Raw genomic sequence first — 21,652 nt, forward strand, 5'->3', positions numbered from 1 at the left:
CATTTGTTATTGCTTTATTTAATCAGACCTTGCACTAATCCAATTAATTTTCTTTTTCCATTTCTTCAACATTAACACGGTATGTCAATTGATCCGCATGAATTTCTTCTAATGCTTTTCCGACATTTTTATGTGACACATACTTGCTTAATTGCGGTTTTGCATGCAACTGCATCTTTCTCGCTCTTTTTGCCGCAACAGATACTAAAGAATATTTAGAATCGATTTTAGTCATTAATGAATCAATAGATGGATATAACATAGTTAATTAGCCTCCAGCATTTTTTTGTATTTTGGTTCTACTCTTTCTCTTCTGCAATGTTCTGCAATAATTATGGCTTTAATTTTATCACATGCATTCTCTACTGTATCATTTTCTACCACATAATCATATAAATGCATCATTTCTATTTCTTCTTTAGCCACATTCATTCTATTGTTGATAATTTCTTCTGTTTCAGTTCCTCTTGTGACGATACGATTTTTTAATTCGGATAAACTTGGAGGGCTTAAGAAAATAAACAATCCATCTGGAAATTTTTCTCTTACTTGCTTAGCACCTTCCACTTCAATTTCTAAAAAAACGTCTTTTCCTTTATCTGTTGTTTCTCTTACATAATCAACAGGTGTTCCATAATAATTGCCGACAAACTCCGCATATTCCAATAGTTTGCCTTTCTCAATTAATAGTTCAAATTCTTCTCTTTTTTTAAAGAAATAATCGACTCCATCGACTTCTCCCGCTCGTGGAAGTCTTGTAGTCATCGAAATCGAATATTCAAATGAATTATTTTTTTGTGAAAAAATTTGTTTGCGCACCGTACCTTTTCCAACACCAGAAGGTCCTGATAACACAATTAACAGCCCTTTATCTACCACTCTTCTCTCCTACCCTTCATCCAATATTTCATCGCGATCATTCAGTCGATGTGCAACCGTTTCTGGCTGGACAGCCGAAAGAATCACATGATCACTGTCCATAACAATAACAGCTCTTGTTCTTCTTCCATATGTTGCATCAATCAGCGATCCTCGATCCCGTGCATCCTGGATAATACGTTTTATTGGAGCTGACTCAGGACTAACAATCGATATAATTCGGTTTGCAGAAACAATATTTCCAAAACCGATATTTATTAACTTGATGGACATGTATATTCTCCAATCCTATTAGTTTATTTTTGACGAGGAAGGATTATTCTAAACTCATCTATTCAATGTTTTGAATTTGTTCTTTTATTTTTTCTAATAAGCTCTTCATTTCTACAACTTCTTTGCTGATGTCTGCTGAATTCCCTTTAGAGCCAATTGTATTTACTTCTCTGTTCATTTCTTGAAGAAGAAAATCCAGCTTTCTGCCGATAGCATCCGATCCCTGTACAAATTGACGAAATTGGTGAAGATGGCTGTTCAAACGTGTTAATTCCTCATTTATATCCACTTTATCAGCAAATATCCCAACTTCTGTCAAAAGCCTAGACTCGTCCATCTTATCTTGTAAAAAATCTTCTATTCTTGCTTTTATTTTTTCCCGATAGCTTGTTATAACTTGTGGAGCTAATTGGGTAAGTCGAATAATAGACTGCTCTGCCAAATCTAAATTGCTTAGAATATCTTGCTGCAAAACAAACCCTTCTGCTGCACGCATCTTATTTAATTCGATAGCAGCTTCTTCTACTGCTGCTAAAATTGTTTCTTCTAGTTCTTTTTCGTCCACTTCTTCTTCTTTAAGCTGAAAACAATCTTCCCTTTTTAATAAGTCATCCAATGAAATTGCCTCTTGAATCGAGTATCTATTTTTTATTTCTGTCAGAAGCTGATGATACCTGTCGAGCAGTAAATAATCTACGACGACTTTTTTATTTTGAAGGCGCTCCCCTTCAAGGCTAATGAATACTTCAGCTCTTCCTCTATGTATATAGTTTGAAATGGTCTTTTTTATTTTTTCTTCTATTATTATGAACTGTTTAGGCATCCGAATTGTTTGTTCACAAAAACGATGATTAACTGTTTTTATTTCTACTACGATGTTTACATCCTCCAATTGTTTGCGCACTCTGCCAAAACCAGTCATGCTTATAGCCATTTTTACACATCCATTTCAAGAAAAGTAAATGCGCTTATTAAATAAATTAGAGTGCTACCTATTTCTCGCTTTTCATTAGAATTATTATTTTATACAGATACACACAGAAACTCATCTCTTCAAAAAAAAGAAAAGAAACAGTCTCAACCTATCGGCGCACGAAAAGTCATTTAATACTTACTATGATAAAAAAGCGCAAACGCCTTGTTCAGCCTCGAAGAAATATAAAAACTGGCGCTTTCTACCCCTTTTCCAAATAAACACAAAAGGTATAGAGTTGTCTCTATACCTTTTGGATTATACCATATTTTATTTTGATTTACTCAACAAAAATGATCCTGCAAGTAAAAAAGTTGGAACAGAGGCTAAACCGATTATCATTGGCCAATCTTTTGTCAGAATTGGCATTGTATGAAAGATGTTTTGTAAAACTGGAACATAAATAACAACTAATACTAGCACCAAAGAAGAAATAACAGCCCAAACTAAATACATATTGCCAAATGGATTCCGAGATAGAATCGATTTTTCACTGCGGCAGTCAAATACATGAATCAATTGAGCCAACACTAATGTAACAAAAGCTACCGTTTGTGCATAGGCAAGATTGTCTGGATTATTATCGTAAGCAAAAATAAATGCTAATATCGTGGATATGCCAATTAAGAAACCACGAGATACTACTTTCCAGCCTAATCCTCTTGCAAATACTCCTTCATTCGGACTTCTTGGATCTCTTTTCATCACATTATCTTCAGGTCTATCAAGTCCCAGTGCCATTGCTGGAAGGCCATCTGTTACTAAATTCACCCATAGAATTTGAATGGGAACTAAAGGAAGCGGCAAAGCCAAAATCATCGCAAATAACATAACTAGTATCTCACCAACATTGGATGCTAATAAATAGCGGATAAATTTACGAATGTTTTCATATATATTTCTACCTTCAATAATAGCTGCTTTTATTGAAGCGAAGTTATCATCCATTAATACTAAGGATGATGCTTCCTTTGCCACATCTGTTCCTGTGACTCCCATTGCGATACCTATATCCGCTGTTTTAATAGCAGGAGCATCATTTACTCCATCGCCTGTCATCGCCACAACATGTCCTTTATTTTGAAATGCCTGTACGATTTTTAATTTATGTTCTGGAGATACTCTCGCAAACACCGTCACCTCGTCTACTACATCTTCTAATTGAGACAAGCTCATATTGGCTAGATCTTTACCTTCTAACACTTTAGAGCGTTTATTTGCAATCCCCAACTGCTTGGCAATTGCTTTGGCTGTAATAACATGATCACCTGTTATCATAACCGTTTTTATACCTGCATCTTTACACTCTTTAACGGCTTGTTTTACTTCCGGTCTCGGCGGATCAATTATTCCTTGTAAACCGATAAATGTTAAATCTTTTTCTGCTTCTTGCTCATGTAAAATTAGTGTATTGGGTGCTATTTCTTTGTATCCAACCGCTATTGTTCGCAGCGCTTGTGAAGCTAATCCATTTATTGCATCCTGGACTAAATTTTTTGTATCCTTTGCAAATGGCTGAATTTTACTTCCCATTAAAATAGAGACACTTTTTCCTGTTAATACATCTGGTGCACCTTTTGTGACAATAAATTGTCTGCCAGTAGAGTCTTTTACAATAACACTCATCATTTTACGGGTAGAATCAAATGGAAACTCATTTACAATGGTAAATTGATTTAATAATTGACTTCTTGAATAACCTGCTTTCATCCCAGCGACTAACAAAGCACCTTCTGTCGGGTCCCCATTTAAAACAAATTCGCCGTCTTTTTGCAGTATTTCTGCATGATTACAAATCATTCCAAATGTTAACAGCTGTTGCAATACTCTATCTTTTCGTGGATCAATCATCGTATTATCATCATAATATTTCCCTTGTGGTTCATAGCCAATCCCATCTACTGTCCATGTTTTTCCACCGCTCCACACCTTTGTAACGGTCATTTTATTTTGTGTCAATGTCCCGGTCTTATCTGAGCAGATAACACTTGCACAGCCTAATGTTTCAACAGCTGGCAATTTGCGTACAACTGCATTTTTTCGAATCATTTTTTGTACACCCAACGATAAAGCAATCGTAACAATGGCCGGCAGCCCTTCTGGAATAGCTGCAACAGCTAGGGACACACCAGCAAGAACCATTTCATACAAATCATTTCCTTGCAATACTCCAATGGCTACAACAAGCAATGTTAAGCATAATGCTGTAACAATCAAAATTTTTCCAAGCTGTTCAAGCCTACGCTGCAATGGCGTCGTTTGGGATTCTGCATTTTGCAAAAGATCTGCTATTTGCCCCATTGCCGTTTTCATTCCTGTTGCAATTACTACCCCTGAGCCACTTCCCCTTGAAATCATCGTCCCCATAAACCCCATATTTTCCATATCGCCAAGTGTTAAATGAGCATTTTTAATAGGAGACACCGTTTTAGGAACAGGAACAGATTCTCCAGTTAATGCAGACTCTTCTACTTCTAAACTCCTAGATTCAATGATTCGAACATCTGCACCAATTCGATCTCCACTTGTAAATCTGATAACATCACCTGGAACCAATTCTTTGGAAAGAATTTTTATCCATTCCCCTCTTCTTAAAACTTGTACTTGCGGCTGGGAAAGTTCTTTTAAAGCAGATAAAGATTTCTCTGCCCTTCTTTCCTGAAAAAAACCAAGAAAGCTATTCAAGATGATGATAGCTATTATAGCAATCGCATCAATGTATTCTCCTAAAAGTCCTGAAATTAACGTTGCCGCTAATAGGACCAGTACCATAAAGTCTTTAAACTGACTAAAAAATAGCAGCAGAGCAGACTGTTTCTCTCCTTCCGCCAGTTCATTTTTCCCAAACTGTTCTCTTCGCTTGTTTACATCTTCATCTGTCAGTCCAGCCGAAAAATCAGTATTTAATGTTCGCTCTACTTCTTTTTCATTCATTTCATGATAGTTCATCCGGCCATCTCACTTCCCCCTTTTTCAATTCAACCCACCTTTTAGAAAAGCAACTAGTACTTCCTAGATTATAGCGGTGCATTTTTCTTTAAGAGATTGTTCAAAAAGTCCGGTAAAAAGGACAAGTCGAATTTCTTCGTTGGTCCATTTTATCCTCCTTTTTGAACACCCACTTTAAAATACATGCTTGCTCTCATAAAGGTGAAGAAAAAACGCAGTTGTTCTGAACAATGTTAAACTTGCAAAGTTGTCCCAACACCACCTTAAAGAAATCATATTCAACCAATCAAAAAAAAATGCTAGCAAAAAACAGAAAAGCAGGAAAAGCTAATTCGTCTCTTGATAAGCATTGTTCCATCCACGATTTCTTTTTACGAACAATATAAATTCCAGCTATTCGATGATATGACTTGGCATGAATGGAAACGAGCAATCTTATCGAATGGTGAGCAATTCTAAAGAATGTACCTTTAAATTGCGGATGACATTTTACCAATGAAAAAACGACTTTTTATGATGAAATTCTTGTATTTCTATTTAATTATCGATAGAGTAAAGAGGAAATCACTATAAAAGAGGATGTTAAACATGTCATTTGATGGTTTATTTACAAAAGCAATGACCACTGAGCTACTGCAACAATTAAAGGGTGGGCGAATCAATAAAGTACAACAGCCGTTTTCAAACGAAGTAGTGCTTGTTGTTCGAGCAAATGGAAAAAATCAAAAGCTGCTTTTATCCGTTCATCCGAGCTATGCACGAATTCAACTTACAGAAGAAACATATGAGAATCCTAAAGAACCTCCAATGTTCTGTATGTTATTACGAAAACATTTGGAAGGTTATTTTATTGAAAATATATATCAAATAGGAAATGACCGAATAATCGTATTAGAAATTAGAGGAAGAAATGAAATTGGCGATACATCTTATAAAAAACTTATGATTGAAATAATGGGACGTCATAGTAATATTATCTTGGTGGATCAAGAGAAAAATACGATATTAGACAGCATCAAGCATGTTTCTTATGCAGTCAACAGTCATCGGGCCATTCTTCCTGGCTATGAATATAAAGCACCGCCTGCCCAAGATAAACTTGACCCTTTATCTGCATCAGAAGAAGATGTCGTAAAAGCAATAGACTTTAACAGCGGCAAGCTAGATAAACAAATTGTTCAACAATTTTCAGGAATTTCTCCACTTCTTGCAAAAGAAATCCTATTTCGAGCAGATATTGCTAATCGGATCACATTGCCTAAAGCCTTTACCACACAAATGGAGAATATAAAACAAGAAGCGTATAATCCTTCCATTATGATTACTTCTGATAAAGAATATTTTTATTATCAACCTGTACTTCATGTAAATGGCGAAATAAAATCATTTGCTACATTAAGTGAAATGCTTGACCGGTTTTATTTCGGAAAAGCGGAACGAGATCGAGTGAAACAACAGAGCAATGATTTAGAACGTTTTATTGTTAATGAACGGGATAAAAATACTAAAAAAATTAAAAAACTGCAAAAATCTTTACTTGAAGCTGAAAATGCGGAGGAATATCAATTATCCGGAGAACTTTTAACTGCCAATCTTTATGCAGCAAAAAAGGGGATGGATAAAATAGAAGTCGTTAACTATTACGATCTAGAAGGCAAAATGCTGACTATTGAGCTTAATCCTAGATTATCACCATCTGAAAATGCCCAAAAGTATTTTAAAAAATATCAAAAAGCAAAAAACTCTATTGCTATTATTAAGGAGCAAATTCGACTTTCAGAAGCAGAACTATTGTATTTTGAAACATTGTTCCAGCAAATTATTTCTGCCTCTCCTAAAGATATTCAGGAAATTCGTGAAGAGCTAGTGGAAGAAGGTTATTTAAGAGAAAGACAAAAGAAACAAACAAAAAAACAACAAAATAGCAAACCTGTTTTGGACCAATATTATTCAGAAGATCACACGGAAATATTAGTTGGAAAAAACAATAAACAAAATGACTATTTAACAAACAAGGTTGCAGCAAGAGACGAAATTTGGCTGCACACAAAAGATATCCCAGGTTCCCATGTTGTTATTCGCAGCAAAGAGCCTTCTGAGCAAACCATTTTGCAAGCAGCAAACTTGGCAGCCTATTTTAGTAAAGCAAAACACTCCAGCTCCGTACCAGTTGATTTTACTTTGGTTCGACATGTAAAAAAACCTAGCGGCGCTAAACCTGGTTTTGTTATTTATGATAATCAGCAAACAGTCTATGTAACACCTGATGAAGAAACCATTATTTCATTGAAAAAGGACAATAAATAAGTAGAAATTTTGCTGTCTTATTTTTCGAGACTCTAGGAATGGTGTTTTCACCATTCCTATTCGTACTTTTTACATAAAAGGAGATTTGTAATGAAAATGAATGGAAGAGTTTTTATTCTCCTGCTCTTGACTACTTTATTTTGGGCAGGTAATTTTGTTTTTGGAAAAATGGTTGGTACTGAATTGACCCCAGTATGGATTACGTTTTCAAGATGGGTATTGGCTTTATTGATCCTCCTTCCCCTGGCATTTTTTCTTGAAAAAATGCCAGATTGGAAGATCGTGCGTAAACATTGCCACCTGCTTGTCATTCATGGAATACTTGGAGTTATTGCTTATAATCTACTTCTCTATCAAGCTTTAAAATATACATCCGCAACTAATGCGGCTCTTGTTAATACGATAAATCCCGGAATCATCGTATTTTTTTCCTTTTTGCTATTAAAGGAAAAAATGACAAAAACACAAATTTCAGGACTTTTAATTTCTTTATTCGGAGCAATCGTGCTATTAACAGAAGGAAAAATCAGCCAAATTTTTCATAGCCAATATAATACTGGAGATTTATTAATGATTGGTGCTGTTGTTGCATGGACATTCTATTCTCTTTTAGGCAGAAGAATCCCACTTCCTCCTATAACGACTACAGCAATTTCAACACTTTTTGCCATGATCATTCTTGCTCCATTTGCGTTTATGCAAGGGATAGATTTTAGCAAAATGACGACAGTGGGAATGGTAGGGATACTCTATATGGTATTATTTCCTTCCGCTTGTTCCTTTGTATTTTGGAATATGGCATTAAAACAAATCAGTCCAAACCAAGCCGGAATTTTTCTTAACTTGATTCCCGTTTTCACTGCAATGATAGGCTTGTTTTTAGGCGAAAGTATATCAAACGAACAAATAGTTGGTGGAATATTTGTATTCCTTGGCGTTATTCTAACATCTGGAATAAAGAAAAAAACAATTGCTACACAATCTGACTGAAAGAGTAAACGAGAGAAACGAACTAATATGAGTACTGAAGGAAAGAAATTTAGTTTTTGTGTTGGAGGTTTGTCCTTCATAAGCTGGATGATGGACAGAATTTCTGTTTTTCCTGCTTTTTTGTCCTTCATAAGCTGGATGATGGACAGAATTTTTGTTTTTTTTGCTTTTTTGTCTTTCATAAGCTGGATGATGGACAGAATTTTTGTTTTTTTCGCTTTTTTGTCCTTCATAAGCCGAATGATGGACAGAATTTTTGTTTTTTTCGCTTTTTTGTCCTTCACAAGCCGAATGATGGACAGAATTTTTGTTTTTTTTGCTTTTTTGTCTTTCATAAGCCGAATGATGGACAGAATTTTTGTTTTTTCTGCTTTTTTGTCTTTCATAAGCGAATAATACCTTCATAAGATTATTCTATTCATAGAATGTCCATTGACGAACCCCTACTCTCTTAAAGTTTTTTTCTAATATTCTTCTTATTTTCCTTTTACAGTTCACTGATTTGCACCATTCATGAATAATATTAGTAGTTATTCTTCGGTCAGGAAAAAGCAGCTTAAACTCATCCACATTTCGCATCACAGCAAGTTCGACTTCTTCTTCCTTCCCACATTTCGTACAGATGCATTTTTTTCCTTCTTCTGAAATGGAAAAGGAGTGGCACGCAACACAAGTAATTCCCTTTCGAAGCCCGTCATAATCATAACTCGGCAATTGCTGAAAAGGAGATTCCTGCAAATGCAGAGAATATAATTTTTCTGCGAGCATTTTATGTTTTCCATTTAACTTTGAATTTGTTGTATGGAGTTTTTGCAAATAGCGGTTAACTTGTGTGGGATAAATATACGGTTTATTAAGAGGTGCTTGATATAAAGTAAATTCGGGGTTAATAAAAACGACGGATGCATCAATAGGGATTTTACATCCTAAATTGTCCAACAACTGGCGCAGCAGCGATTCACTTCGCCCCAATTGATGTAGTGGATTCAGCACTTCCGATTTTGTGAATGTATATAGTTTATTGGATTCATAATAATAATCTCCATTAAAATTTTTCACTTCAAAAAAGAAAATGGTCTCTGACATAATAATCAAGGAATCGATTTGAAAAATAGTATTATTTATTTTTAATAATAAATCATTTAATATCATGCAGTCACACGCAAGTTTTTCTGTTAATAAATCAAACATTACCTCCCCTTCATAGCCCTTTTTAAGATTGTAATAACGCTGCTTGTCTTTCACAGATAAATTCATTCGCTTGTTTAAGCATTTCAATAGCAGTAATTCGGTAGATTCCATACGGGGTTTGAAAAGCATCGTACACTTCCTTTCTTATATTCGAAACTTTACGTCTATTTTATTAAAATATAATGGAACATCTAGCATAAATAAATGAATTTTTTGTAAACATTGTACCACTTAAACTCCCCTATAATTAACAGTAATAAATATCATGAATAAAATCGTTTAATTTTTCCTTATGAAATATAAAACCCATCCCATAAAGCTTGACTAATTGCAGTTTAAATTCGGGTGTAAAGGTTCGACGTTGACGTGTCATATTAGCACGCTCCTTAAGTTAATAGTCTAAGTTTACAACCCCTTATTTTATCTGTCCAACTTAGTGTAGCCTATCCACATTATTTATAAATTTTCATAGAAGCAACAGCAATGAATAAGAACTTTTTTCATTCGATTTCTCAACTATTACCCTTATTATTAATTTTTAATGTCTTGTGAAAACCTAATTAAATAACCATCTGGATCTTGAACAAGAAATTCATTTTTTTAGACACCGTCTCATCATTTTTATATTCTGCTACTACTGGTTGTCTAAATAGTTCTATTTTATACTCAATTAACCTATCAATTATAGGCTGTATAGCATCAATAGAGAAAGACACTATACATTCAAGCAATATTTTACTGAAGTGCTTTCTTTTGAAATAGGAAATATGAATAACCATCATCCACAGGGGAAAAAAGATTGGATTATTAGTTAGATATTCTATTTTTGGTGGGAGGTATTTGTATATTCACTATAAAAATAAGTGCACCCCCACTCAAACAGCTAAAGGATGCACTATCTATATCTATTACTATTATTTTATTTAGCTGCCCACTCTGCAGGATTTTCTTTCCATGCCTGTAAGCTTGCCAAATCGCTTTGTTGAATATATCCGCTTTTTTCAGCTACTTCTAATAAACTTGAATAATCGGTTAGTGAATAGGCTGTAATATCAGCATCTGCCAATAATTCTTTTCCTTTTGTTAACTCGTATGTAAAAATCGATACTACACCTAATACTTCACATCCTGCTTCGCGAAGGCTATTAACTGCTGTAATAACACTTCCACCAGTCGAAATTAAATCTTCCACTACAACTACTTTTTGGCCTTTTTCTATTTTCCCTTCAATCTGATTTCCTTTGCCATGCTCTTTTGCTTTTGAACGAACATAACACATAGGAAGATCAAGCACATCGCTGACCCATGCAGCGTGAGGAATGCCTGCTGTTGCTGTTCCCGCTACGACTTCCGTTTCAGGAAACTTCCCCTTAATTAATTCTGCCAATCCAGCCGCAATCTCTTTACGTACTTTTGGGTAAGACAATGTTAAACGATTGTCACAATAAATTGGCGACTTCAGGCCAGATGACCATGTAAATGGATTGGTTGGCTGTAGAAAAACAGCTTTGATTTCTAATAATTGCTCTGCGATAGTATGCTTCATTTTGTGATACCCTCCCACTCATTTTTAAACTGAACATAACTTTCATATGGATTAACACTTCTAGTAATTGACCGTCCAACCACTATTGCCGAAACACCATTGTCTCTTGCTGTTTTCGGGCTTGCAACACGAACTTGATCTTGCACATTATCAGTTTCTAACCGAATTCCTGGTGTAACGGTTAAAAATTCTGTTCCTAGTTGCTTTCGAATACTTGCTGCTTCCAATGTGGAACATACCACTCCATCAAGACCAGCCTGTTTAGTAATGCTGGCATAATGCAAGACAGAATCCAACAGCGGCACTTTGATTAATTGTTCATTTTGCATTTGTGCTTCCGATGTGCTTGTTAATTGGGTAACAGCAATACAGCGAGGACGGATTTTCCCTGCAGTGGTACCGGCCTCTAATCCTTCTACTGCTGCCTGCATCATCGGTATTCCTCCAGCTGCATGCACATTGACAAGATCTACACCAAGACCTGCCATATTTTTCATTGCGCTTTTTACCGTATTCGGTATATCATGCAATTTTAAATCTAGGAAAATTTGATGGTTTTGCTCTTTTAAATGATGAAGGATGCTTGGCCCTTCTTTGTAAAATAGCTCCATTCCTACTTTTACAAATAAAGATTCTCCATTAAATTTCTTTAAAAAGGAGAAAACCTCTTCCTTATCTGCAAAATCAAGGGCGATGATAAGCGAATTGTTCATGCTTGCCCCAACTCCTTCCCGTACATTCTGCTATATGATTGATGCCATAACGATCTAATAATGCTGGCAATTCTGCAATAATTTTTGGACAGATAAAAGGGTCTACAAAGTTTGCTGTACCTACTGCCACTGCACTTGCACCTGCATAGAAAAATTCCAGTACATCCTCTGCAGAAGTAACGCCGCCCATGCCAATAATCGGCAAATCAACTGCTTGGCTTACTTCATAAACCATACGAATGGCAACTGGTTTGATAGAAGGACCTGATAAACCGCCTGTTTTATTGGCTAGAATCGGTTTCGCTGTTTTTAAATCCAAGCGCATGCCAAGCAATGTATTGATCATCGTAATGCCATCTGCACCGCCTGCTTCTACTGCTTTTGCCATGTCCACAATATTTGTTACATTTGGCGAAAGTTTCACATAAACAGGCTTTTCAGATACCTCTTTTACTTTTCGCGTAAGGTTTTCCGCTACTTCGGGGATGGTTCCAAACATAATTCCACCAGTTTTAACATTCGGACAAGAAATATTTAATTCCAAAGCTTTTACATTTGGAACTTTTGATATTTCTTTTGCTACCTCCATATAGTCCTCTTCTGATGATCCTGCAACGTTTGCGATAATCGGAACGTCATAATTAGCAAGCCATGGCAGCTCTTCTCCTACTACTTTTGCTAAACCAGGATTTTGCAGACCAATGGCATTCAGCATACCAGAAGTTGTTTCAGCCACCCGTGGAGTCGGATTTCCAAATCTTGGTTCAGCTGTTGTTGCTTTAATCATTATAGCGCCTAGTTCACTTAAATCATACAAATTGCTGAACTCTCGCCCGAAACCAAAGCAGCCAGATGCAGGCATGATTGGATTTTTTAAGCTTAAACCAGGCAGCTCTATTTGTAATCGATTCATATTACTACCTCCCCTGCCTTAAATACCGGTCCGTCTGTACAAACTTTTTTATACGTAAATCCTGTTGGATCATCTGCTTTATGGCAAACACATGCAAAGCAGGCACCGATTCCGCAGCCCATTCTTTCTTCTAATGAAATAAATACTCTTTTATCTGGAAACGATTTTTCTAGATTACGAAGCATCGGGGTTGGTCCGCAGGAAAATAGCACATCAAATTGAAGCGCTTGTTGTGCAATAACATCCGTTACAAACCCTTTTGTTCCATGCGTTCCATCCACAGTTGCAACAAAAGTGTCCCCTAAAGCTTGAAATTCCTTTTCATAAAATACAACAGATGATGTTTGAAAACCCAACACAGTAATTACTTTTACACCTTTTGCTGTTAAACGATGTGCGAGTTCATAAAGTGGGGGAACACCGATTCCACCGCCGACTAAAAGGGCTGTTTCACCGACTGCTGCTTCTTCTACTTTAAATCCGTTTCCAAGTGGACCGAGTACATCTACCAATTCTCCAGCTTTTTTCTCCCCTAAAAGCTGTGTTCCACGTCCTTCTTTTCGATAAATCATGGTAAAGGTTCGATTTGTTTGATCGATTTTAGAGATGCTGATTGGTCGTCTTAGTAGTGGTTCAAAGGTATCGCCTACTTTTATATGGACAAATTTTCCTGGTTCATCGATTTCATGAACAAGCTCACCACTAAGGGTGAGCTCCATTATATTTTCAGCAATTTCCGTATGTTTGACAACGTTGCATAATTCGTTTTTTATCATGAAAACACTGCCTCCAAACTTTTGTGATCTCCACACATCGCTTCAGCAGAAAAGGTCATGCTTTCTACTACTCGCAAGATTGCTTCTGCAGTATCTAGTGATGTTAAACAAGGAATTCCATTTTCAACAGATTCTCTTCTTATTCTGAAACCGTCACGTGCTGGCTGGCTTCCTTTTGAGAAAGTATTGATAACAAATTGTGTTTGGCCGTCGCGGATCACATCAATTAATGTTTTACCTTGTCCTCCAATTTTATCTACTACTTTTACCGGGATATTATTTTTTTCTAAAAAGGCTGCCGTACCGCTTGTTGCCATTAGGCTATATCCAATGTTTGTAAATCTCTTCGCTAACTGTAAGGCTTCTTCTTTATCTTTATCACCGATTGTCATTAAGACCGTTCCAAATGTTTTGATTTTCATTCCTGATGCTATTAATCCTTTATATAACGCTTTTTCCAATGTAGTATCTTTTCCCATTACTTCTCCCGTTGACTTCATTTCAGGTCCAAGCGTAATGTCTACTCTTCTCAATTTAGCAAAAGAGAAAACTGGTACTTTTACAAAGACACCATTTTTTTCTGGAACTAATCCAGAAGTATAGCCAAGACTTTCTAATGTTTCTCCTAAAATAACCTTCGTTGCGATTTTTGCCATTGGTACATTGGTTATTTTGCTTAAGAAAGGTACGGTTCTGCTTGAACGAGGATTTACTTCAAGTACAAATACATCCCCTTTTGAAACAACATATTGAATATTGAGCAGCCCGACAATATTTAACCCTTTTGCAAGTCTTGTTGTATAGTCAATTAATGTTTGTTTTATTTCATTTGATAAACTTTGCGGTGGATATACTGCAATCGAATCACCTGAGTGAACGCCTGCTCGTTCAATATGTTCCATAATTCCTGGAATCACTACATCCTTGCCATCACAGATAGCATCTACTTCTATCTCTTTTCCTGTTAAATAACGGTCAATTAAGATTGGCTGCCCTGGGCTTGCTTTAACGGCATTTTCCATATAAGGAATCAATTCTGCTTCTTTGTAAACAATTTGCATTGCTCTTCCGCCAAGTACATAAGAAGGACGTACTAGCACCGGATAGCCAATTCTTTCTGCCACTACTATTGCTTCTTGAACAGATAAAGCCGTTTTTCCTTCTGGCATTGGTATTTCCAAAGCTTGAAGGGACTGTTCGAACTTGTCACGATCTTCCGCTCTATCTAAATCTTCCAAAGTAGTTCCTAATATCTTCACTCCACGCTCCACTAATTGTGCAGCTAGGTTAATCGCTGTTTGCCCCCCAAATTGAACGACAACGCCTTCTGGTTTTTCTAAATCTATGATGTGCATAACATCTTCTATTGTCAATGGTTCAAAATAAAGTTTATCCGATATACTAAAGTCTGTTGAAACTGTTTCTGGATTGTTGTTGATAATAATTGCTTCATACCCAGCTTCTTTAATTGCCCATACGGAATGTACCGTTGCATAATCAAACTCAATTCCTTGGCCAATTCGGATTGGGCCAGAACCAAGCACAACGATACTTTTTCGATCTGTTACAATTGACTCGTTCTCTTCTTCATACGTTCCATAATAATAAGGTGTCTCGGATTCAAATTCTGCAGCACATGTATCGACTGTTTTATAGACCGGTACAAGTTTGTTTTCTGTTCTCCAGTTGTAAACCTTAAGTTCTGTTGTATTCCAAAGTTTAGCTAATTGACTATCTGCAAACCCTTTTTCCTTTGCCTTTTTGGCTAATTCAAAATCAAATGGGTGATCGGCTAATTCCTTTTCCAGCAAAATGATGCCTTCCATTTTCTTTAGGAAAAATAAATCAATTTTGCTCCAATCATGAATTGTTTCAATCGAAATACCTCTTGTTAAGGCTTCTGCTATATAGAATAGACGCTCATCTCCGGCATTGCGAATTCTTTTTTCTAATAAGTCATCATTGATTTCTTCTCCAGAAGTTAAAGCAAAATGATATACTTTTGCTTCTAATGAACGAATTGCCTTTAATAATGACTCCTCAAACGTTCTTCCGATTGCCATTACCTCGCCGGTTGCCTTCATTTGTGTTCCTAAGTTACGTTTTGCAGACTCAAATTTGTCAAAAGGAAAGCGTGGTATTTTACTTACGATATAATCTAATGCCGGTTCAAAGCTTGCATATGTTTTTCCAGTAACTGGGTTCATCATTTCATCTAATGTTAACCCGACGGCTATTTTTGCTGCAAGTTTTGCGATTGGATAACCTGTTGCTTTACTTGCTAGTGCCGATGAACGGCTTACACGCGGATTCACTTCGATTATATAGTATTGATAGCTATCTGGATCTAATGCTAACTGAACATTACATCCTCCTTCAATTTTTAAAGCGCGGATAATTTTTAATGATGTATTGCGCAATAGCTGATATTCACGATCGCTTAATGTTTGGCTCGGAGCAACTACGATGCTGTCCCCCGTATGAATCCCCACTGGATCAATGTTTTCCATATTACATACCACAATAGCACTGTCATTGCTGTCACGCATTACTTCATATTCAATTTCCTTGAATCCAGCGATGCTTTTTTCTAATAAACATTGGGTTACCGGGCTATTTTTTAATCCGCTTGTTACAATCTCTTCTAGTTCTGCCTCGTTATGACAAATTCCTCCACCTGTGCCTCCTAATGTAAAAGCAGGACGGACGATTACTGGAAAGCCTATTTTTTCTACAAATGCTTTCGCCTCTTCTAAATTATGAATGATGTCACTTTCAGGTACTGGCTCATTTAGCTCATTCATTAACCTACGGAAAAGGTCACGGTCTTCTGCTTGCTGAATCGCTGATAGCTTTGTTCCAAGCACCTCTACCTCGCATTCTTCCAATACACCTGCTTCTGAGAGCTCAATTGCCATGTTTAATCCTGTTTGTCCTCCAAGTGTTGGCAGGATTGCATCTGGTCTTTCTTTGCGGATAATTCTGCTGACAAATTCTAATGTCAGTGGTTCAATATATACAGCATCAGCCATCTCTGTGTCTGTCATGATGGTTGCAGGGTTGGAGTTTACAAGAATTACTCGATAGCCTTCTTCTTTTAATGCCATACAAGCCTGTGTTCCTGCATAGTCAAATTCTGCTGCCTGTCCTATGATGATTGGTCCTGATCCAATTACTAAAATACTTTTTATATCATTACGCTTTGACATATGCGGCACCTTCCTGTTTGTGGGATAAAATCATGGAAATAAATCGATCGAATAAGTAGTTTGCATCTTCTGGTCCTGGTGATGCTTCTGGATGATACTGAACAGTAAACGCTGGATATTTTTTATGCTTTAATCCTTCGATTGTTCCATCATTTAAAGCGATATGAGTTACTTCTAGATCTGTATTTTCAACTGTCTTTTCTTCTACTGTATAGCCATGATTTTGAGCCGTTAAGGAAACTTTTCCTGTTAATAGATCTTTGACTGGATGATTGGATCCTCTATGGCCGAATTTCATTTTTTCTGTATTAGCACCACTTGCTAAAGCAAATAGCTGATGTCCTAAACAAATTCCAAACAGTGGTACCTTCCCTACTATTCCTTTTATCATTTCAATGGATTCCGGAACATCTTTTGGATCTCCAGGGCCGTTTGACAGCATAATTCCATCTGGACTAAGACGTAAAATTTCTTCTGCAGAAGTATTGTAAGGAACGACGATTACATCACAATCTCGCTGATTCAGCTCTCTTAGGATGCCATGTTTCATTCCGTAATCGACCAAGACCACTCTAGACCCGCGTCCTGGGCTAGGATAAGCTTTTTTCGTTGACACTTGTTGTACTTGATCGTTTCTTAATTCCGTGCTTTGCAGATGCTCGATCACGCTCTTTATATCTTCTTCCATATTGCATATCGCGCCTTTTAAGGCACCATGCTGACGAATAATTCTTGTTAATTTTCTTGTATCAATTCCAGCTAATCCAGGAATGTTTTTTTGCTTAAAATATTCATCAAGGGAAAGTTCATTTCTCCAATTGGATGGAAAATCGCAAACTTCTTTTACAATAAATCCTTGAATGGCAGGTGTTATCGACTCAAAATCATCGCGATTGATTCCGTAATTTCCTACTAATGGATAGGTTAACGTTACAATCTGTCCACAATAAGACGGGTCGGATAATATTTCTTGATAGCCTGTCATTCCTGTATTAAATACCACTTCTCCAATTGTGTTTGTATCTGCGCCAAAGCCTTCGCCAATAAACACAGTACCATCTTCAAGAATTAATTGTTTTTTCATGCGTTCACACTTTCCTTTCTCCAAGCAATTTGTCCATCTACTAATGTAACTATTGGCCATCCTTGACATTCCCACCCTGTAAACGGTGTGTTTTTTCCTTTTGATAAGAATGTTTCAGGATCAATTTCTTCCGTCTTCTCTAAATCAAGAATCACGATATCAGCGGCTTTTCCTACTTCTAATCTCCCTGCTGCAAGCTGGAAAGTATCTGCCGGTTTTGTTGTTAAAAAGTCGATCAGCTGCGAAATTGTCATTTTCTTTGTCTTCACAAAATGAGTATATAATAATGGGAAAGCCGTTTCTAAACCGACAATTCCAAAGGGAGCCAATTCGATTTTCTGTGCTTTTTCTTCTGCTGTATGCGGTGCATGATCTGTTGCAATAAAATCGATGGTACCATCAAGTAGTCCCTCTATTAATGCATCGCGATCGTCTTTTCCTCTTAAAGGAGGATTCATTTTAAAATTAGTATCTTTTCCTTCAATATCGTTTTCGCATAGCAGCAAGTGATGTGGAGATACCTCAGCAGTAACTCGGATTCCTGCTTTTTTCGCATCCCTGACTACTCGAACAGATTCTTTCGTGCTAATATGGCAAACATGATAATGACAGCCTGCTGCTTCGGCTAAAAGTACATCCCTTGCAATTTGCACCGACTCACAAACAGATGGAATCCCGTTTAATCCATTTGCTTTTGAATATTCCCCTTCATGTACACAGCCTTTGTTAATAAGACTGTTATCTTCACAATGGGCAACAATTGCCATGTTTAAGTTTGCTGCACGCTTCATGGCTTCTAACATTTGTCCGGCTTCTTGAATACCTACACCGTCATCTGTAAATGCAAAGGCTCCTAGCTCTTTTAATGCAGCAAAGTCTGTCAACTCTTCTCCTAATTGTCTAATCGTTATTGACGCATATGGAAGCACATGAACATTAGCCGTTTCCTTTATTCGTTCATTAAGGCTATGTAAATTTTCTACTGTATCTGGAACAGGTCTTGTATTTGGCATATTAGCAATGGTTGTAAATCCACCTTTTGCAGCAGCCATCGTTCCTGTTGCTATCGTCTCTTTCTTTTCACCGCCGGGTTCTCTTAAGTGAACATGCACATCTATAAATCCTGGTGCAACCAATTTTCCATTTGCTTCTATTATTTCTTCTGCTTCCTTTGTAATCGTTGAAGCTATTTCTTTAATTGTCCCATCCTCTATATAGATATCTTTTGTTACCATTTCACCTGTATTAGTAAGCAATTGGCCATTTTTTATTAGTGTTGACATTTAAATTTCCTCCTTCAACCATTTGTAGTGATCTTTTTAATACTGCCATGCGAATAAACACACCATTTTGCATTTGCTTGAAAATTCTTGAACGTTCACATTCCACTAGTTCGTCAGCAATTTCAACATCTCGGTTAACAGGAGCAGGATGCATAATGATGCTTCCCGGCTTCATTCGTTTTTCTCTTTCGATCGTTAATCCGTATTTTTGATGATACGCTTGTTTATCCATTTCTAATGCATTTTCATCATGGCGTTCATATTGAATTCTTAACAGCATAACAACATCTGATGTCTCTATTGCAGTATCGATTTCTTCATAATTAGCATCTTGCAGAACCGTTTCATCAAACCATTCTTTTGGACCGGAGAAAACTACTTTCGCTCCAAGTCTTGTCAAAGCATCTGCATTTGATCGGGCAACACGACTATGTCTTATGTCTCCTATAATGCTGATTTTTAATCCTTCAAAGCTTGTAAACTCTTGTTGTATCGTGAATAAATCCAATAATGATTGAGTAGGATGATTTCCGCATCCGTCCCCTGCATTAATGACGGGAATATTTATTTTTCCTATAAGTTCTTGAAAATAATTATCTTTTTGATGCCTGATAACTACGGCATGAACACCAATTGACTCCAAGGTGCGGACTGTATCATATAATGTTTCCCCTTTAACTACACTGGATGCATTTGTCTCAAATGGAACTACTTCAAGTCCTAGCTTTCTTTCTGCCACTTCAAAACTGCCTTTTGTTCTAGTACTTGGCTCAAAGAAAAGATTTGCTACAAAGCTTTGTTTATCTGGCTTCCACACCGCCCCGTTGGCAAAATCCTGTGCTTCATGAAGGAGTGCCTTAATATCTTCAACAGCTAAATCTGATGTCGTTAATAAGTTTTCCATTATTGTTCCTCCTTTTATCAATAATTGCGTGTAACCAAGCAATAAAACTTTTCAAAAAAAGACACCCTGTTTTCTTTACTCGGGTGTCAAAAGTTGAATGTTCATACACACATACTTACTTAAGCCGGTTTATTAGAAAACAGCTTACGTATGCATGGTGAAACCTTCAACACCCTTAGAAGTCTCTCTGTACTTTTTTAAAAGGTGTTTCTTATTTAGTTTGTCCTGATTTATCTTCTTCAAATAAATCATCTGTTGCTTTTTCTTTACCTGGAAGAACAATATTGAGAATAATCCCAATGATTGCTGCTAGTGCCATTCCCTCTACTTTAAATTGATCCCCTATATGGATGGATGCTCCTCCAATACCTGTTACAAGGATAACCGACGCAATCACTAAGTTGCGGTTGTTGCTAAAATCAGTTTTTGCTTCCACTAATATTCTAAGTCCTGATGAAGCAATAATTCCGAATAGTAGTATAGATACACCGCCCATTACTGGAGCAGGTATAGAATGAATCAGAGCTGTAATCTTACCAATAAAGCCGAAGATAATGGCGAGAACAGCTGCACCTGCTAGTACATATACGCTGTAGACTCTAGTAATTGCCAGTACACCTATATTTTCACCATACGTCGTTTTTGGCGGACCTCCGATTAGGGATGAAATAAGGGTTGCAGTTCCATCTCCTAGTATGCTTCGGTGCAGGCCTGGATCCTTAATATAATCTTTTCCTACTACTTTACTTAAAACAAGCTGATGGCCAATATGCTCTGTTAATGTTACAACAGCCACTGGAACAAACAGTGCTAATATGGCAACATTTATATTTACTTCATAGTCCACAAAAGGGAAGATGAAGTCTGGCATTGCGAATAAGTCTGCATCTATTACTTGTTGAAAATCAACCACACCAACTGCTAATGCGTATAAGTAGCCGACTATAATTCCAGCTAGAATCGGGATAAAGCTGAACACCCCTTTGCCGAATATCGTAAATAGTATTGTCGCAAGCAGTGTTACTAATGCTACAGAGAAGTACAATAGATTGTATTTTTGAGTGGCTGGGTTATTCATTGCCTGATTTACTGCTGTACTAGCCAATGCTAATCCGATTACCATGATAACTGGACCGACAACAATTGGCGGAAGTAAATTCATAATCCAGCGATACCCTACTTTTTTAATGAGTAGTGCGACTATCGCGTACACTATTCCTGCAATAAATGTTCCAATCATAGCTGCCCCTGGTCCACCTAGCTCTTTGGCTGCTATCACCGGTGCGATAAATGCAAAGGATGATCCTAAGTAAGCCGGTACTTGCCATTTAGTAATAATTAAAAATGCCAGTGTCCCTAATCCGCTTGAAATTAAAGCAACTGCAGGGCTTAATCCGATTAAATATGGTACTAATACGGTTGCGCCAAACATGGCGAATAAGTGCTGTAAACTTAATGTCACCCATTGAGAAGTAGATGGTTTATCATGTATGTCTAATAGCGGTTTGTTTTTATTCATGTTCTTTCTCCTCTTTTGCTGCTTCAATAGAATGTTTTTATGTTTAGTATGTGCAAACTGGGATAAAAAAACCCCTTTGTGCAAGGCACACAAGGGGTTTTAAGCAGAGGGAAATAGACCCACTGTTTTCAACACCCCTTGTC

The 21,652-nt window shown here is 36.9% G+C and carries 18 protein-coding genes; 2 read left to right on the top strand and 16 right to left on the bottom strand.

Annotated elements, in window-relative coordinates:
• Positions 1–43: 43 nt before the first annotated feature.
• The 5 genes from rpoZ to AC5LWL_RS15110 form a co-directional block, all read right to left on the bottom strand.
• A complete protein-coding gene (gene rpoZ, locus AC5LWL_RS15090; protein WP_493435072.1) occupies positions 44–262 on the bottom strand; it encodes a DNA-directed RNA polymerase subunit omega in 219 nt (72 codons plus the stop codon).
• Between the two features lie 2 nt (positions 263–264).
• Positions 265–879: a guanylate kinase gene (gene gmk / locus AC5LWL_RS15095; protein WP_493435073.1), complete on the bottom strand. Its 615-nt coding sequence runs from the start codon at positions 877–879 to the stop codon at positions 265–267.
• 9 nt (positions 880–888) lie between these two features.
• On the bottom strand, positions 889–1,152 hold the full coding sequence (gene remA, locus AC5LWL_RS15100; RefSeq protein ID WP_101576563.1) for an extracellular matrix/biofilm regulator RemA: 264 nt from the start codon (positions 1,150–1,152) through the stop codon (positions 889–891).
• A 58-nt stretch (positions 1,153–1,210) separates the two neighbouring features.
• The gene (locus tag AC5LWL_RS15105; protein ID WP_493435074.1) at positions 1,211–2,086 is read right to left on the bottom strand and encodes a YicC/YloC family endoribonuclease; all 876 of its coding nucleotides are present in this window, start codon (positions 2,084–2,086) and stop codon (positions 1,211–1,213) included.
• A gap of 309 nt (positions 2,087–2,395) precedes the next feature.
• A complete protein-coding gene (locus AC5LWL_RS15110) occupies positions 2,396–5,074 on the bottom strand; it encodes a calcium-translocating P-type ATPase, SERCA-type (protein ID WP_493435075.1) in 2,679 nt (892 codons plus the stop codon).
• A 588-nt stretch (positions 5,075–5,662) separates the two neighbouring features.
• Between AC5LWL_RS15110 and AC5LWL_RS15115 the strand changes: the two genes are divergently transcribed.
• Positions 5,663–7,381, top strand: a complete 1,719-nt coding sequence (locus AC5LWL_RS15115; protein WP_493435076.1) for an Rqc2 family fibronectin-binding protein — start codon at positions 5,663–5,665, stop codon at positions 7,379–7,381.
• A gap of 90 nt (positions 7,382–7,471) precedes the next feature.
• On the top strand, positions 7,472–8,371 hold the full coding sequence (locus AC5LWL_RS15120) for a DMT family transporter (protein ID WP_493435077.1): 900 nt from the start codon (positions 7,472–7,474) through the stop codon (positions 8,369–8,371).
• A 414-nt stretch (positions 8,372–8,785) separates the two neighbouring features.
• Here the strand turns inward: AC5LWL_RS15120 and AC5LWL_RS15125 are convergent, their stop codons facing one another.
• The 11 genes from AC5LWL_RS15125 to AC5LWL_RS15175 all read right to left on the bottom strand — a co-directional run bounded on the left by AC5LWL_RS15125 (position 8,786) and on the right by AC5LWL_RS15175 (position 21,509).
• The gene (locus AC5LWL_RS15125; protein ID WP_493435078.1) at positions 8,786–9,691 is read right to left on the bottom strand and encodes a nuclease-related domain-containing protein; all 906 of its coding nucleotides are present in this window, start codon (positions 9,689–9,691) and stop codon (positions 8,786–8,788) included.
• A 118-nt stretch (positions 9,692–9,809) separates the two neighbouring features.
• Positions 9,810–9,935 carry a hypothetical protein gene (locus tag AC5LWL_RS15130; protein ID WP_493435079.1) on the bottom strand — a complete coding sequence of 42 codons (126 nt, stop codon included), beginning with the start codon at positions 9,933–9,935 and terminating at the stop codon, positions 9,810–9,812.
• A gap of 546 nt (positions 9,936–10,481) precedes the next feature.
• The gene (gene pyrE, locus AC5LWL_RS15135; protein ID WP_493435080.1) at positions 10,482–11,108 is read right to left on the bottom strand and encodes an orotate phosphoribosyltransferase; all 627 of its coding nucleotides are present in this window, start codon (positions 11,106–11,108) and stop codon (positions 10,482–10,484) included.
• Positions 11,105–11,821, bottom strand: a complete 717-nt coding sequence (gene pyrF / locus AC5LWL_RS15140; RefSeq protein WP_493435081.1) for an orotidine-5'-phosphate decarboxylase — start codon at positions 11,819–11,821, stop codon at positions 11,105–11,107. The genes pyrE and pyrF overlap by 4 nt, the downstream gene beginning before the upstream one ends.
• Positions 11,793–12,734 (bottom strand): dihydroorotate dehydrogenase, encoded by a 942-nt coding sequence (locus tag AC5LWL_RS15145; RefSeq protein WP_493435082.1) that lies wholly within the window; start codon positions 12,732–12,734, stop codon positions 11,793–11,795. The genes pyrF and AC5LWL_RS15145 overlap by 29 nt, the downstream gene beginning before the upstream one ends.
• Positions 12,731–13,507, bottom strand: a complete 777-nt coding sequence (locus AC5LWL_RS15150) for a dihydroorotate dehydrogenase electron transfer subunit (RefSeq protein WP_493436621.1) — start codon at positions 13,505–13,507, stop codon at positions 12,731–12,733. Before AC5LWL_RS15150 ends, AC5LWL_RS15145 begins: the two co-directional genes overlap by 4 nt.
• Positions 13,507–16,719 carry a carbamoyl-phosphate synthase large subunit gene (carB, locus tag AC5LWL_RS15155; protein WP_493435083.1) on the bottom strand — a complete coding sequence of 1,071 codons (3,213 nt, stop codon included), beginning with the start codon at positions 16,717–16,719 and terminating at the stop codon, positions 13,507–13,509. Before carB ends, AC5LWL_RS15150 begins: the two co-directional genes overlap by 1 nt.
• Positions 16,706–17,803 (bottom strand): carbamoyl phosphate synthase small subunit, encoded by a 1,098-nt coding sequence (locus AC5LWL_RS15160; protein WP_493435084.1) that lies wholly within the window; start codon positions 17,801–17,803, stop codon positions 16,706–16,708. Before AC5LWL_RS15160 ends, carB begins: the two co-directional genes overlap by 14 nt.
• Positions 17,800–19,086, bottom strand: a complete 1,287-nt coding sequence (gene pyrC, locus AC5LWL_RS15165) for a dihydroorotase (RefSeq protein WP_493435085.1) — start codon at positions 19,084–19,086, stop codon at positions 17,800–17,802. The genes AC5LWL_RS15160 and pyrC overlap by 4 nt, the downstream gene beginning before the upstream one ends.
• Positions 19,049–19,990 carry an aspartate carbamoyltransferase catalytic subunit gene (locus AC5LWL_RS15170; protein WP_493435086.1) on the bottom strand — a complete coding sequence of 314 codons (942 nt, stop codon included), beginning with the start codon at positions 19,988–19,990 and terminating at the stop codon, positions 19,049–19,051. Before AC5LWL_RS15170 ends, pyrC begins: the two co-directional genes overlap by 38 nt.
• Positions 19,991–20,201: 211 nt before the next feature.
• On the bottom strand, positions 20,202–21,509 hold the full coding sequence (locus AC5LWL_RS15175) for a uracil-xanthine permease family protein (protein ID WP_493435087.1): 1,308 nt from the start codon (positions 21,507–21,509) through the stop codon (positions 20,202–20,204).
• Positions 21,510–21,652 lie beyond the last annotated feature (143 nt).

This window comes from Niallia sp. WK069_GA_01 (genome assembly GCF_983173855.1).

Excerpts from the sequence above, each read along its gene's own strand:
- rpoZ (WP_493435072.1), bottom strand. The coding sequence starts at position 262 with ATGTTATATCCATCTATTGATTCATTAATGACTAAAATCGATTCTAAA.
- remA (WP_101576563.1), bottom strand. The coding sequence starts at position 1,152 with ATGTCCATCAAGTTAATAAATATCGGTTTTGGAAATATTGTTTCTGCA.
- AC5LWL_RS15105 (WP_493435074.1), bottom strand. The coding sequence starts at position 2,086 with ATGGCTATAAGCATGACTGGTTTTGGCAGAGTGCGCAAACAATTGGAG.
- AC5LWL_RS15110 (WP_493435075.1), bottom strand. The coding sequence starts at position 5,074 with ATGAACTATCATGAAATGAATGAAAAAGAAGTAGAGCGAACATTAAAT.
- AC5LWL_RS15115 (WP_493435076.1), top strand. The coding sequence starts at position 5,663 with ATGTCATTTGATGGTTTATTTACAAAAGCAATGACCACTGAGCTACTG.
- AC5LWL_RS15120 (WP_493435077.1), top strand. The coding sequence starts at position 7,472 with ATGAAAATGAATGGAAGAGTTTTTATTCTCCTGCTCTTGACTACTTTA.
- AC5LWL_RS15125 (WP_493435078.1), bottom strand. The coding sequence starts at position 9,691 with ATGCTTTTCAAACCCCGTATGGAATCTACCGAATTACTGCTATTGAAA.
- AC5LWL_RS15130 (WP_493435079.1), bottom strand. The coding sequence starts at position 9,935 with ATGACACGTCAACGTCGAACCTTTACACCCGAATTTAAACTGCAATTA.
- pyrE (WP_493435080.1), bottom strand. The coding sequence starts at position 11,108 with ATGAAGCATACTATCGCAGAGCAATTATTAGAAATCAAAGCTGTTTTT.
- pyrF (WP_493435081.1), bottom strand. The coding sequence starts at position 11,821 with ATGAACAATTCGCTTATCATCGCCCTTGATTTTGCAGATAAGGAAGAG.
- AC5LWL_RS15145 (WP_493435082.1), bottom strand. The coding sequence starts at position 12,734 with ATGAATCGATTACAAATAGAGCTGCCTGGTTTAAGCTTAAAAAATCCA.
- carB (WP_493435083.1), bottom strand. The coding sequence starts at position 16,719 with ATGTCAAAGCGTAATGATATAAAAAGTATTTTAGTAATTGGATCAGGA.
- AC5LWL_RS15160 (WP_493435084.1), bottom strand. The coding sequence starts at position 17,803 with ATGAAAAAACAATTAATTCTTGAAGATGGTACTGTGTTTATTGGCGAA.
- pyrC (WP_493435085.1), bottom strand. The coding sequence starts at position 19,086 with ATGTCAACACTAATAAAAAATGGCCAATTGCTTACTAATACAGGTGAA.
- AC5LWL_RS15170 (WP_493435086.1), bottom strand. The coding sequence starts at position 19,990 with ATGGAAAACTTATTAACGACATCAGATTTAGCTGTTGAAGATATTAAG.
- AC5LWL_RS15175 (WP_493435087.1), bottom strand. The coding sequence starts at position 21,509 with ATGAATAAAAACAAACCGCTATTAGACATACATGATAAACCATCTACT.